The sequence below is a fragment of the Gordonia sp. YY1 genome, from assembly GCF_009872315.1.
In the GTDB taxonomy this organism is placed as follows: Bacteria; Actinomycetota; Actinomycetes; order Mycobacteriales; family Mycobacteriaceae; genus Gordonia; species Gordonia amicalis.
The window spans coordinates 42,345-54,929 of sequence record NZ_WXYI01000013.1; the positions used below are offsets into that span (position 1 = coordinate 42,345).

Below are 12,585 nucleotides of genomic sequence, written 5' to 3' on the forward strand. Positions count from 1 at the left end.
CGCTGCCCCGCCGGCTGAGCCGGCACCCCCAACCCCCGACGGCTGAGCCGGCACCGAGCGCAGCGAGGCGCCGCGTCGAAGCCCCCTACCGCACGTCCAGATCGACGACGTCACGGCACCGCGCGTCGACGAGCCCCCGTTGGTGGCTGACCAGCACCAGACCCGCGCCGTCGTCGACCAGTTCCTGGAGTAGCCCGATCACGGCCCGCGCCGAGACGGGGTCGAGCATGGCGATCGGTTCGTCGCACAGCACGAATCGCGGAGCCTGAACCAGAAGGCGCCCGACGCATGCGCGCTGGAGTTGACCGTCGGAGACCTCTGCGGGGAAGCGGTCGAGCAGGGCGGGGTCGAGGCCCACACGTGCCGAGCTCACCTCGACGTCACAGTTCCGTCGTGCGATGGTGGCGGGTTCGGCAACGATCTTCCGCAGAGTCCAGCGCGGGTTGACGACCATGCGCGGGTGCTGAGCGAGCAGTCCGATTGTCCCCGGCCGCGGTTCCACGCCGTGCTGCTCGACGGAGCCCGCCGTGGGTTCGGCGAGTCCGGCGAGGATGCGCAGGAGCGTCGTCTTGCCGCTGCCCGACCGGCCGACGATCCCGAGGACGGATCCCGCGTCGACGGAGACATCGACGCCGGTGAACACCTCCCGGCCACCGAAACGCGCGGTCAAGCCTCGCCCGATCAGTGCCGCCGTCATGAGACGGCCTCGAAGAATGCGGCGACGTACTCGTCGGCGGACGTCGCGAGTTCGGTCGGCGTGCCCTGCTCCACGATCCGGCCGGCGCGCATGACCGCGATTCGGTCGGCACCCCCCTGCCGGCTGACCCCGTCCGAGCCCCACACATCAGCCGCACCCCCCTGCCGGCTGACCCCGTCCGAGCCCCGCACATCAGCCGCACCCCCCTGCCGGCTGAGCCGGTCCCGAGCGAAGCGAGGCACCGCGTCGAAGCCCCCCGCCCCCTGCCGGCCCCCGACCATCGTCTCCACATCGTGGGTGATCACCAGAACAGCGGCGCCGCGTCGAGCGGTGGCCGCCAGGAGGTCCCAGATCGTGGCCGCGAGTTCGGGGTCCAGTGCGGAGGTCGGCTCGTCGGCGACGAGGATCTGTGGGTCGCCGGCGAGGGCTGCGGCGATCGCTGCGCGCTGGGCCATCCCGCCGGACAGTTCGTGCGGGTAGAGCCGCAGAGCGTCTGGATCGAGGTGGACCGCCAGGCACAGCTCGACGGCGTCGCGCGGGCCGTCGAGCCCGACGATCACCTCGTCGAGCTGTGAGCCGAGCGTACGAACCGGTGTGAACGAGGTGGCCGCCGACTGCGGCACCAGCCCGACGCGGCGCCCACGCAGCGTCCGCCAGCGCGGGTCACGGCCTGCGATCTCGTCCCCGATGAAGGTGTCGTTACCCAGTGACATCCGCCCGGTCACGTTCGACCCGGGTGGGAGCAGTCCGCAGAGCGCGGCGGCGACCATCGACTTCGCGCATCCCGATTCGCCGACGAGCGCGGTCAGCGAACCGGCCGGCAGATCCAGCGTGACGTCGTCGAGTACCCGAACCGCTTCGCGACGCCGGGTGGCGACGTCGACCGTCAGGCCGTCGAGACGAGCGCTCACCGCCACACCTCCCCGGCCGGCGGTAGCGTGGCCCGACGCAGCGAGGCGGCAGCTCCCGAACACGCGACCGCGGTGACCATGAGCGCCACGCCGGGTACCACCAGCGTCCACCAGGCGCCGGTGAGGACGTCGCCGCGGGCTTGCCCGAGGAGGGTGCCCAGGCTGGCGGCGTCCGGCGAGAGGCCGACGCCGAGGAACGACAGGGTCGTCTCATGCCACACCGCATGCGGGAGCAGCACCGTCATCGCGACCAGTACCTGACCGGAGACAGCGGGCATGAGGTGACGGGTCGCGATGAACGTCCGCGACGCGCCCGCGAGCCGCGCGGTCTCCACCCACCCGGCCGACGTCGCCTCCAGTAACTCGGCACGCACCACACGTGCCACGGCCGGCCAGTGGGTCAGCGCGATCGAGGCGATGATCGCCACCGGTTCGCCCCGCCACATCGCGGCGATCACCACTCCGACGACCAGGTGTGGAAGCGCGTTGACGGCGTCGACGACGCGCATGACGATCGCGTCCACCCAGCCGCCGGCGGCCACCGACGCGATCCCGACGACGACGCCGAGGACGGTGGCGAGTATCGCGCAGGCGAGTGCGATGACCAACGAGATCCGCAGGCCCTCCGCGGCGCGGGCCCCGAGGTCGTATCCGGAATGGTCGGTGCCCAGGAGGTTGTCTTCGCTCGGGGCGCGCAGGGCATGGGCGAAGTCGGCGGTCTGATCCCCGGCGGCGAGTGGCCACCCCACGGCGAGGATCCCGATGACGCCGAGCACGATCCACGGTGTCCCGAACCCGAGCCGATCACGCGCTGCGGCCCAACGCCCCTCGACGCGGAACGCCGACGCACCGACCGCGGTCATGCGCGCAGCCCGATCCGCGGATCGATCCAGATGGCGGCCGCATCCGAGAGCGCCGATCCGACGAGCACGAGCACAGCCGATCCGACGGCCAGCGGCGCGAGGAGTGCGAAGTCGAGTGCCACCGCCGAATCGACGAGAGCCTCGGCGAGACCCGGCCAGCCGAAGACGGTTTCGACGATCGCGGCACCGGCGATGAGTTCGGGCAGTCTGGTCCCGAGCAGTGCCAGGGTCGGCAGCACCGACACCGGCACGATGTGCCCGCGCAACAGCGTCCATCCGCCCACCCCGCGGGCCCGCGCGCCCCGAACCGCATCGGAGGCCGACGCATCCACGACCGCCGAACGCATCGTCAGCAGCAACCACGGGATCATCGAGATCGTCAGGGCCAGATACGGCAGCGCCGCGTGCGTCAGCAGACCGTCGAGCGAGTGGTCATCGCCCGGACGGCGGGCACCCGAGGACGGAAACCACCCGAGCCCCACCGCGAATGCACTGACCAGCACGAGCGAGACCACGAACGGCGGAGTCGCGGCGAGCATTGCGGCCAGCGCCGTGCACACGCGATCGAGGAGCCCACCGCGCCGCATGCCGATGACCGCGCCGAGGACGATCGCGACGGTGGCCGCAGAGATCAACGCCGACAACGACATCCCGAGGGTGAACGGCACACGATCGGAGATCACGTCCGCCACCGGTTGACGCATGGTCGACGACCACCCGAGGTTCCCCTGGAGCACGGCCGCCCACCACTTCCACCAGGCCTCGAACCAGTGGTCGTCGAGTCCGTAGGCCTGTGTGACGGCGTCCCGCTGTGCCTGGGTCGCCGACTGGTGGTTGTCACCGAGGTGAGCGGTGAGCGGATCGAACGGCGAGGCCGCGGCAACCGCGAACACCGCCAGCGACACGAAGAGCACAGTCGGGACCATGACCAGGAAGCGACGGCCGAGCAGTCGCATCGCGGGCCCGGTGCGCGAACGGCGTCGCGCTTGTTCGCCTGTCCCGGTGGCGTTTTCCGCGGCGAGGTCCACCACGGCTGCGGACCGCCCGGCGTCCGGCCGGATCCGCGTGGTCACGAGGCCGGTGACCAGGACGGCAGATTCCACCACGGTCCCCATGTGACGCCGTGCGAGTGGGGTTCGAGGATGGGCGCATCGTGCGACCACCCGGCGCTCCGCGCGACGTAGGTGTGATGGACGAAGGCGAGGAAGACCTGCGACGGTTGGCGCGCATAGACCTGCTGGATGCGGCGGTACCGCTGGTCGTTCTCCGGCCCCGACGCCGATTCTCTTGCGGTGTTGAGCAATTCGTCGAGACCGGGAGCCGTGAAGTTGCCCGGGTTCGAGTAGGGTGACGAATCCGGCACGCGGGTGTGCAGCGCGTCGTAGACCTGGGAATCGATGCTGTACGGGGTGGCACCGCCGCCGAGAAAAGCGGCAGCCGAGCCCATCTTGGTGTCGATCTCGTCCCAGCTGGTGCCTCGCGTCAACACTTCGACGCCGATCTTCTTCATCGACGCCGCGAATGCCACGGCCAGATCGCGACGCAGGGTGTCCTCGGCGTTGTACAGAAACGGGAAGCTCGCACGAACCCCGTCCCGCACACGCACGCCGTCGGGACCGGTGCGCCAGCCCGCGTCGTCGAGGATCGACGAGGCCCGGGCACGGTCGTGGGCGAACTGGGCGGCGGCGTCGTAGGAGCTTCCGTAGACCTCCGCGATCGGAGTGCTGGCCGGCTCGCCCTTGCCCATCAGCACGTCCTCGACGAGCGCCGACCGGTCCACGCCGATGTTCATCGCCAGCCGCGCCGAAGGGTCTGCGGTGAAGGCGTTCTCGGCCGGCAGCGACACTCCCCGCCAGTCCGCCGACGCCACCACTGCGACGTCGACCCCGGAACGTTCGGCGAATCCGTCGGCCAGACGCGGCGGAAGGCTCGCCCCGTCGACCTCGCCGGTCTGCAGGAGCTGCGCCCGGGAATTGTCGTCGGGCACATGGGTGTAAACGATCCTGCGCACCGACGGCACATCACCGGCGCGGTCGTCGCGGGCGACGAGGACCGCCTGGTCGGGGTCGAGGGATTCGAGACGATACGGGCCGGTCCCGACAGGTTCGGTGTTGATCGCCCACTGCGCAGCGGGGGCGGCCTCCACCCTTTCCGACGGAACGATGCCGAGGAGCAGATACGGCGAAGGGTCCGCATCCGTGTTCGTGGTCAGCCTGATCGCCTGCGGCCCATCGGCATCGACGGTCACGATCGGGGCGAAGTCGGTGGAGATGCCCGAGGCGACCTTCGGGTCGACGACGGCGCGATAGGTCGCCACCACATCGGCGGAGTCGAAGGCACTGCCGTCCGAAAAGGTGACACCGCCCTTCAGCGGCACCCGCCACGTGCGTGGTGCGATCCGTTCGGGCGCCGACGCGGCGAGCGCAGGAATGAGGTCGGGCACACGGTCGTCACCGTCGGCAGCGGGAGCCAGCAATCCGTCGTAGATCGGCGAGACACCCAACTGTCCGTAGCCGAGGATCGGATTGAAGCGGTCGAGATCCTGGCTCTCAGCGAGCACGATCTGATCCGACGTCGCCATGTCCTCACTGCCGGCACATGCCCCGAGGACTGTCCCCGCGAGCAGCATCGTTGCAACCGAGACGATCACCGGCCGTCCGCGGCGTCCGAGGGGCGGGCGGCCTACACGTGTCGTCACAGACATATGTTCTCCCAGACATACATCGGTCGCCACTCGACCCGACGATTGCCGCCGGTGGTGTATATCGAGGGGGTGGGACGAGCAGAGGAGGTACCGGTGAGCGATTTCGACGCGGACTCGTGGGCGGCGCGCTTCACCCTGCTCAGCGACCCGACGCGGCTTCGCCTCGTCGCCGAGATGCATGCCCACCCGGGCTCGACGGTCGCCGAACTCGCCGCCGCCATCGGGATCACCGAGAATGCTGCCTCGCAGTCGATCCGCGCCCTCCGCGACCAGGGCTGGGTGCGGTCGGAGAAGATGGGCCGGATGGTGCACTACGAGGTCGTCGGCGACGCGATCGTCCATCGCATCCTCCACGACATCATCGGAGTCGGTCACATATCCCCAGCTCACGGACATGATCACGCACACCCGTGACAAGGGATTAGAACACGTTCTAATCTTGTCGCGTGGATGTCTCGTTCGATGCGACCAAACGGGAACTGACGACCGACCAGGGCACCCTGCGCTACCACGAGGCGGGTGACGCCGACGCACCCCCGCTGATCCTGCTGCACGGCTCCGGCCCCGGCGTCACCGGTTGGCGCAACTACCGCGGAAACCTCGGCCATTTCGCGCAGACGCACCACTGTTACGTCATCGAGTTCCCCGGGTTCGGGGTCAGTGACGCGGTCGAGGGCCACCCGGTCCTCACCGCCGGTGGATCGGTCATCCGGTTCATGGATGCGCTCGGCATCGACAAGGCCCCCATGATCGGCAACTCCATGGGAGGGGTCGTCGGCGTCAACCTGGCGATCAAGAAGCCCGACCGCGTGGAGAAGCTCGTCACCATCGGCGGCGTCGGCCCGAATGTGTTCAGCCCGAGCCCCAGCGAGGGCCTGCGGCTCCTCCAGGAGTTCACCGATGCCCCCGACAAGGACAAGCTCGTCCGCTGGCTGAACTCGATGGTCTTCGACCGTTCCCTGGTCACCGAGGAACTCATCGAGGAACGCTGGGAAGCCGCCATCAATCCAGACGCGCAGAAGACCGCCCAGATGATGTATGGCTCTGCGGCTTTCGAGATGCAGCAGCAGTTCATGGCCGCCTCCGACACGCCACCGTACTGGGCGTCGATGCACAAGGTCGCCTGCCCGACCCTGCTGACCTGGGGCCGCGACGACCGCGTCAGCCCGCCCGACATGGCGATGGTCCCCATGCGGCTCATCCCCGACGCGGAACTGCACATCTTCCCGAAGTGCGGCCACTGGGTGATGATCGAGGCCAAGGAGGCCTTCGAGGCGACGGTCACCTCCTTCCTGACCCGCTGACCGCGGGACTGTTCCCCTCCCGCTTGGCAGACCCGACTAGCGGGAAGACTGACTTTCGCTCACGAGATCCGTTCCCGCTCACCCGTGACCGGTGAGCGGGAACGGATCATGTGAGCGCTCCTTCGGCAGGGAACCCAACCCTTGCGCGCTGCGTCGTATTTCTCATGCCACCCTTCCCCACCGATCGGTTCGGGCTCATCCATCGGGATGCGGCACTGAACGCAGGATTCTCCGACGAGCAACTGTCCGGCGCCACCGCCCGGCGCGAGCTCGTGCGCCTGATCCCGGGAGTCTGGACCCCCGCCCTCGACGTACCGACCGGCGCGGACTCTCTGGAGAAACGGCACCGTCTGCGTGCGCTCGCAGTCGCGACCTCGGGCCCCGCCGACGGCCATCCGCTCAGCCATGTCTCCGCCGCCGCCCTCCACGAACTGCCCATGCTTCATCCGGACCTGAGCCTTGTCCACGTGACGACCGGCAGAACCTCAGGCGGGTCGATCCGCGCACACCGTCACCTGCATGCCGCGCCACTCGAGGCCGGCGAGGTGGTCGAGGTCGACGGTATTCGTGTCACCTCCATCGAACGCACCGCCGTCGACGTCGCGACGATGAGCAACTTCGACCAGGCTCTCGTCATTTTCGACGCCGCTCTCCGCGAGGGCGCCGATCAGACGGTGATGGCAAATCTCCTCGCGGGCCGTCGACGCCGAAGCGCACGAAATGCACGACGGGCCTTACCGTTCGCGAACGCGGCCGCCGAGAGCGTCGGCGAATCCTGGAGCCGAGCGCAGATGATCGATGCGGGACTTCCGATTCCGACGCTGCAACGCGAGTTCGTTATCGGCGGCCACACCTACCGCAGTGACTTCGACTGGGAGGAGCTGCTCGTCGGCGAGTTCGACGGTCTACACAAGTACGGTCGGCTCCGCAGCGCCGACGAATCGGCGACGGACGTCGTCGTCCGCGAGAAGCTGCGTGAAGATCGCTTGCGCGCCAAGGGTATCACCGTTGTCCGGTGGACGTGGTCGACCCTCGAGAAGCGTCAGCTCGCCCCGCTCCTCCAACCGTGGCTGGCGAAGCTTGGGCTCTTTGCCGCCTAGTTTCGCTCACCAGATCCGTTCCCGCTCACCGTTGAAGGGTGAGCGGGAACGGAATGAGTGAGCGAAACAAAAGCCCCGACCGGATTGGATCCGGCCGGGGCTCTTGCGTGAGAGATCAGCTACCCGCTCCCTGAGGTGCGAGGAGCGGTAGCGACGAGCCTCGAAGGGTCAGTACTTCTCGCCCTTCGCGGCCTTCTCGACCAGCGAGGCCGGCGGCTCGAAATGCTTGCCGTACTTCGACGCGAGGTCACGTGCACGATCGACGAAGCCCTGCAGGCCACCCTCGTAACCGTTGATGTACTGGATGACACCACCGGTCCACGCGGGGAAGCCGATACCGAAGATCGAGCCGATGTTGGCGTCCGCCACGGAGGTGAGAACACCCTCGTCGAAGCACTTCACGGTCTCGAGCGCCTCGGCGAAGAGCATGCGCTCCTTCATGTCCTCGAGCGGGATCTCCGTGGTGCCCGACTTGAAGTGGTCACGCAGACCCGGCCAGAGCTGGGTGCGCTTGCCGTTCTCGTCGTAGTCGTAGAAGCCCTTGCCGTCCTTCTTGGCGGTGCGGCCGTTCTCGACCATCCAGTCGACGACGGCGTTCGAGCCGTGCTGCGGAACTTCCTTGCCCTCGGCCTTGAGCGCTGCCTCGGTCTCCTTGCGGATCTTCTGCGGCAGGGTCAGGGTCAGCTCGTCCATGAGCTGCAGCGGCGCGGCCGGGTAACCGGCCTGGGTGCCCGCATGCTCGATGAACGCCGGCTCGATGCCTTCGCCGACGGCCGCGATGGCCTCGTTGACGAAGGTGCCGATGACGCGGCTGGTGAAGAAGCCACGGCTGTCGTTCACCACGATCGGGGTCTTGCGGATCTGCAGCGTGTAGTCGATGACCTTGGCCAGCACCGCATCCGAGGTCTTCTCACCCTTGATGATCTCGACCAGCGGCATCTTGTCGACCGGCGAGAAGAAGTGGATTCCGATGAAGTCCTCGGAACGCTTCACACCCTCGGCGAGGATGGTGATCGGCAGGGTCGAGGTGTTGGAACCCAGGACGGCGTCGGGCTCGACGATGTCCTCGATCTCCTGGAACACCTTGTGCTTCACCTCGACCGACTCGAAGGCGGCCTCGATGACGAGGTCCACGCCCTTGAAGTCGGCGGCGTCGACGGTCGGGTGGATGCGGGCGAGCAGAGCGTCGCTCTTCTCCTGCGTGGTCTTGCCCTTGGCGACGGCCTTCGCCTCGAGCTTCTCCGAGTAACCCTTACCGCGCTTGGCAGCTTCGAGGTCGATGTCCTTGAGGACGACCTCCATGCCGGCCTTGGCCGACACGTAAGCGATTGCGGCACCCATCATTCCGGCGCCGATGACGCCGACCTTCTTGGCGGTGAACTTCTCGTAGCCCTCGGGACGCGAGCCGCCACCGTTGATGTGCTGCAGGTCGAAGAAGAACGCCTTGATCATGTTCTGTGCGACCTGGCCGGTGACCAGCGAGACGAAGTATCGGGTCTCGATGATGTCGGCGGTGTCGACGTCGACGTAGGCACCCTCGACCGCTGCGGCCAGGATGGCCGGCGGCGCCGGCATGTTCGCGCCCTTGAGCTGCTTGCGGAGCAGGGCCGGCAGCGCCGGGAGGTTCGCGGCGAAAGCCGGGTTGGTGGGAGCACCACCCGGGATCTTGTAGCCCTTGACGTCGAACGGCTGCTGAGCCTCGGGGTTCTCCTTGATCCATGCCTTGGCGGCGGGGATCAGTTCCTCGATGGAGCCGACGACCTCGTCGACCAGACCGGTCTCCTTGGCCTTGGTCGCGTTGAAGCGCTGGCCCTGGAGCAGGACACCCATGAGGGCGTTCTGGATACCGAGCAGGCGGACGGTGCGGACGATGCCGCCGCCACCGGGGAGCAGGCCGAGGGTGACCTCGGGCAGACCGATCTGGACACCCTTGACGTCCGCAGCGACGCGGTAGTGGGTGTGCAGCGCGATCTCCAGGCCACCGCCGAGTGCGGCTCCGTTGATGGCCGCGACGACGGGCTTGCCCAGGGTCTCGAGACGACGCAGCACCTTCTTCATGCCGTTGGTGGTCTCGGTGATCTGGGTGGCGATCTCGGCCTTGGAGACGTCCGAGCGGTCGCTCGTCATGTCCTTGAGGTCGCCGCCGGCGAAGAAGGTCTTCTTCGCCGAGGTCAGGATGACACCGGTGATGTCGTCCTTCTCCGCCTCCAGGCGATCGACGGTCGCAGCCATCGACTCCTGGTACAGCGCGTTCATGGTGTTGGCGCCCTGGTTGGGGTCGTCCATGGTCAGGATGACGACGCCATCGGCGTCCTTCTCCCAATTGATCATGTTGTCACTCATGGTGTTTCGCAGAGTTCTTTCTCGTGGAGTAGGGGTCGTCGCTCCCTGAGGAGCGAGCGAAGCGAGCGGCTCCACTGGCTCCCTGAGGAGCGAGCGAAGCGAGCCTCGAAGGGTCAGAGACGCTCGATGATGGTCGCGACGCCCATGCCGCCACCGATACAAAGAGTGATCAGGCCGTAGCGGCCGCCGGTGCGCTCGAGCTCGTCGAGGCAGGTGCCGTAGATCATCGCGCCGGTCGCACCGAGCGGGTGACCCATGGCGATCGCGCCACCGTTGATGTTGACCTTTTCGTGGGGGACCTTCAGATCCTTCATCCACTTCATGACGACCGAGGCGAAGGCCTCGTTCAGCTCGAACACGTCGATGTCGTCGATGGTCAGGCCGGCCTTCTTCAGTGCCAGCTCGGTGGCCGGGGTGGGACCGGTGAGCATGATGGTGGGCTCGCTGCCGACCTCGGCGAAGGAGACGACGCGAGCACGCGGGGTGAGGCCGTTGCGCTTGCCGGCCGCCTCGCTGCCGACGAGCACGAGGCCCGAACCGTCGACGATGCCGGAGCTGTTGCCACCGGTGTGGACGTGGTTGATCTTCTCGACGCTCGGGTACTTCATCAGCGCGACGTCGTCGAAGCCGGCCATGTCGGCGAGTGCGGCGAAGGCGACCTTCAGCTTGCCGAGGCTCTCGACGGTCGAGCCCGGGCGACGGTGCTCGTCGTGGTCGAGGATGGTGACGCCGTTGATGTCCTTGACCGGAACGACGGACTTGGCGAAGTAGCCACTGGCCCAAGCCTTCTCAGCACGAGCCTGCGACTCTGCGGCGTACGCGTCGACGTCCTCGCGCGAGAATCCCTCCATGGTGGCGATGAGGTCGGCACCGATGCCCTGGGGGACGATGTAGTGGTCGTAGGCGGTCGCGGGGTCGGTGAAGAGCGCTCCGCCGTCGCTGCCCATCGGGACGCGCGACATCGACTCGACACCACCGGCGATGACCAGGTCGTCGAAGCCGGAGGCGACCTTGGCCGCGGCGAGGTTGGTGGCTTCCAGGCCGGAGGCGCAGAAGCGGTTGACCTGAGTACCGGGAACGCTCTCGGGGAGGCCGCTGTTGAGGGCCGCGGTGCGTGCGATGACCGCACCCTGCTCGCCGACCGGCGAGACGACACCGAGGATGACGTCGTTGACGTCGGCGGGATCGAGACCGCCGTGGCGGGCCAGGAGCTCGTCGATCAGACCCGAGACCAGGTCGACCGGCTTGACGCTGTGCAGCGCGCCGCCGCGCTGCTTGCCACGAGGCGTGCGGATCGCCTCGTAGATGAATGCTTGATCAGGCACGAAAGTGTTCCTTTCACACGAACCACCAGTTGGTTACTCACCGAGGCTAACGCGGAATCACTTATTTGGCTATACCCCATGGTCAACGACTCTCGCTCATCGGTGAATGTGCGCTATGGTCTGTTCACCATGCCTGACCGTAAAACGACCCGCACCAAGGGCGCCGACCGCAAGCGACAGCTCGTCGATTCCGCGGCGGCGCTCTTCGTCCAGCGTGGCTACGCACAGGTGTCGGTGGCCGACATCGCCCGCGCAGCCGGGGTCACCGCACCGTCGGTGTACAGGCATTTCGACGACAAGCAGTCCCTTCTCGAACAGGCGGTCCTCGCCGGCGTCGACGACCTCGAGGACTGCACCGATCGCGCCCTCAGGCACGGGAACGACGCCGCGACGCTGATCTCGACGGTGTGCGCGCTCGCGGTCAAGAGTCCACAGACGGCATCGCTCTGGCGCTGGACGAGCAACTACCTGACCGTCGACCAGAACAAGCAGGTCGCGCTCCGCACCCGCGAGGTGATCGGGCAGTGGGCGGCCGCGATCCTCACCGGACGCGACGACCTGACCGAACGCGAGGCGGTCCAGCTCGCGTGGGCGATCCTGAGCGTCAGCGGCAGCCTGACCGTCCATCACACCCGGATGTCCAGCGTTCGTGCCCGCGAAGAGATCGAGAAGCTGGTCCGGCGCCTGCTGGCGCTGAGTCCGTCGACCGCGCCGCCACTCGACACGACGCCGGTCGTCACCGGTGTCACGCGGTCACGCCGCGACGAGATCCTCGACGCCGCGGCCGCACTGTTCGCCGATCGCGGTTATTCCGATGTCGGCGTCGACGAGATCGGGGGCGCCGTCGGCATCGCGGGACCCAGTGTGTACAAACACTTTCCGTCGAAGATGGCAATCCTGGTGGCCATCGGTCACCGCAGTGGCGCCCGCCTCGAGGCCGGGGTGATGGCGGCGTACGGTGCAACCAACGACCCGGCGAAACTCTTGGCCGCACTCGTTGATTCCTACGTCGACGTCATCACCAGCACGCCCGACCTCTCGGTCAGCTTCAACAACTCGTCGGTGCTCGCCGGGCAACCCAGCGCGACCGACCTGTTGGACATTCAGCGGCGTTACGTCGCGCGGTGGACCGATCTGCTCGTCGAGGTGGACCCGTCACTCAAGCGCGACCAGGGCGCGGTGGCCGTCCACGCGGCACTGTCGATCGTCAACGACGCCGTGCGGATGCGCCGGGGAGCCCAGAGCCCCCAATTCGCCGCGCGGATGGCATATCTCATGAAGGGCGTGCTCGCCATCTGACCCGCCGGACCCATGGCGTCGGGTTGCGCAGGCGCATCC

Annotated in this window: 11 protein-coding genes; 4 read left to right on the forward strand and 7 right to left on the reverse strand. The window is 67.7% G+C overall.

Going from position 1 to position 12,585, the window contains the following annotated elements; all coding sequences use genetic code 11:
• Positions 1-85: 85 nt before the first annotated feature.
• Genes BPODLACK_RS16435 through BPODLACK_RS16455 form a run of 5 tightly spaced genes read right to left on the reverse strand, consistent with a single transcriptional unit; the run spans position 86 to position 5,175 of the window.
• Complete coding sequence (locus tag BPODLACK_RS16435) at positions 86-697, reverse strand: ABC transporter ATP-binding protein (protein WP_159405714.1); 612 nt, start codon at positions 695-697, stop codon at positions 86-88.
• The gene (locus tag BPODLACK_RS16440) at positions 694-1,608 is read right to left on the reverse strand and encodes an ATP-binding cassette domain-containing protein (protein ID WP_159405715.1); all 915 of its coding nucleotides are present in this window, start codon (positions 1,606-1,608) and stop codon (positions 694-696) included. Before BPODLACK_RS16440 ends, BPODLACK_RS16435 begins: the two co-directional genes overlap by 4 nt.
• On the reverse strand, positions 1,605-2,471 hold the full coding sequence (locus tag BPODLACK_RS16445) for an ABC transporter permease (RefSeq protein ID WP_159405716.1): 867 nt from the start codon (positions 2,469-2,471) through the stop codon (positions 1,605-1,607). The genes BPODLACK_RS16440 and BPODLACK_RS16445 overlap by 4 nt, the downstream gene beginning before the upstream one ends.
• Complete coding sequence (locus tag BPODLACK_RS16450; RefSeq protein ID WP_201450626.1) at positions 2,468-3,586, reverse strand: ABC transporter permease; 1,119 nt, start codon at positions 3,584-3,586, stop codon at positions 2,468-2,470. Before BPODLACK_RS16450 ends, BPODLACK_RS16445 begins: the two co-directional genes overlap by 4 nt.
• A complete protein-coding gene (locus BPODLACK_RS16455) occupies positions 3,541-5,175 on the reverse strand; it encodes an ABC transporter substrate-binding protein (RefSeq protein WP_236577695.1) in 1,635 nt (544 codons plus the stop codon). The genes BPODLACK_RS16450 and BPODLACK_RS16455 overlap by 46 nt, the downstream gene beginning before the upstream one ends.
• Before the next feature lie 93 nt (positions 5,176-5,268).
• Here BPODLACK_RS16455 and BPODLACK_RS16460 point away from each other — a divergent pair, with 93 nt between their 5' ends.
• From BPODLACK_RS16460 to BPODLACK_RS16470, 3 genes are all read left to right on the forward strand, one after another.
• Complete coding sequence (locus BPODLACK_RS16460; RefSeq protein WP_006436652.1) at positions 5,269-5,589, forward strand: ArsR/SmtB family transcription factor; 321 nt, start codon at positions 5,269-5,271, stop codon at positions 5,587-5,589.
• A 32-nt stretch (positions 5,590-5,621) separates the two neighbouring features.
• Entirely contained in the window at positions 5,622-6,479 is an 858-nt protein-coding gene (locus BPODLACK_RS16465; RefSeq protein ID WP_159405717.1) for an alpha/beta fold hydrolase, read from the forward strand.
• Between the two features lie 164 nt (positions 6,480-6,643).
• Positions 6,644-7,579, forward strand: coding sequence for a type IV toxin-antitoxin system AbiEi family antitoxin domain-containing protein (locus BPODLACK_RS16470; protein ID WP_159405718.1), 936 nt, complete (start codon positions 6,644-6,646; stop codon positions 7,577-7,579).
• A gap of 168 nt (positions 7,580-7,747) precedes the next feature.
• Here the strand turns inward: BPODLACK_RS16470 and BPODLACK_RS16475 are convergent, their stop codons facing one another.
• Both BPODLACK_RS16475 and BPODLACK_RS16480 read right to left on the reverse strand, forming a co-directional pair.
• Positions 7,748-9,922: a 3-hydroxyacyl-CoA dehydrogenase NAD-binding domain-containing protein gene (locus BPODLACK_RS16475; RefSeq protein WP_159405719.1), complete on the reverse strand. Its 2,175-nt coding sequence runs from the start codon at positions 9,920-9,922 to the stop codon at positions 7,748-7,750.
• A 113-nt stretch (positions 9,923-10,035) separates the two neighbouring features.
• On the reverse strand, positions 10,036-11,247 hold the full coding sequence (locus tag BPODLACK_RS16480) for an acetyl-CoA C-acetyltransferase (protein WP_159405720.1): 1,212 nt from the start codon (positions 11,245-11,247) through the stop codon (positions 10,036-10,038).
• Positions 11,248-11,376: 129 nt separating this feature from the next.
• On the opposite strand from BPODLACK_RS16480, the gene BPODLACK_RS16485 reads away from it, so the two are divergent.
• Positions 11,377-12,546, forward strand: coding sequence for a TetR/AcrR family transcriptional regulator (locus tag BPODLACK_RS16485; RefSeq protein ID WP_035760660.1), 1,170 nt, complete (start codon positions 11,377-11,379; stop codon positions 12,544-12,546).
• The last annotated feature ends 39 nt before the right edge of the window (positions 12,547-12,585 follow it).

Excerpts from the sequence above, each read along its gene's own strand:
- BPODLACK_RS16435 (WP_159405714.1), bottom strand. The coding sequence starts at position 697 with ATGACGGCGGCACTGATCGGGCGAGGCTTGACCGCGCGTTTCGGTGGC.
- BPODLACK_RS16445 (WP_159405716.1), bottom strand. The coding sequence starts at position 2,471 with ATGACCGCGGTCGGTGCGTCGGCGTTCCGCGTCGAGGGGCGTTGGGCC.
- BPODLACK_RS16450 (WP_201450626.1), bottom strand. The coding sequence starts at position 3,586 with ATGGGGACCGTGGTGGAATCTGCCGTCCTGGTCACCGGCCTCGTGACC.
- BPODLACK_RS16455 (WP_236577695.1), bottom strand. The coding sequence starts at position 5,175 with ATGTCTGTGACGACACGTGTAGGCCGCCCGCCCCTCGGACGCCGCGGA.
- BPODLACK_RS16470 (WP_159405718.1), top strand. The coding sequence starts at position 6,644 with ATGCCACCCTTCCCCACCGATCGGTTCGGGCTCATCCATCGGGATGCG.
- BPODLACK_RS16475 (WP_159405719.1), bottom strand. The coding sequence starts at position 9,922 with ATGAGTGACAACATGATCAATTGGGAGAAGGACGCCGATGGCGTCGTC.
- BPODLACK_RS16485 (WP_035760660.1), top strand. The coding sequence starts at position 11,377 with ATGCCTGACCGTAAAACGACCCGCACCAAGGGCGCCGACCGCAAGCGA.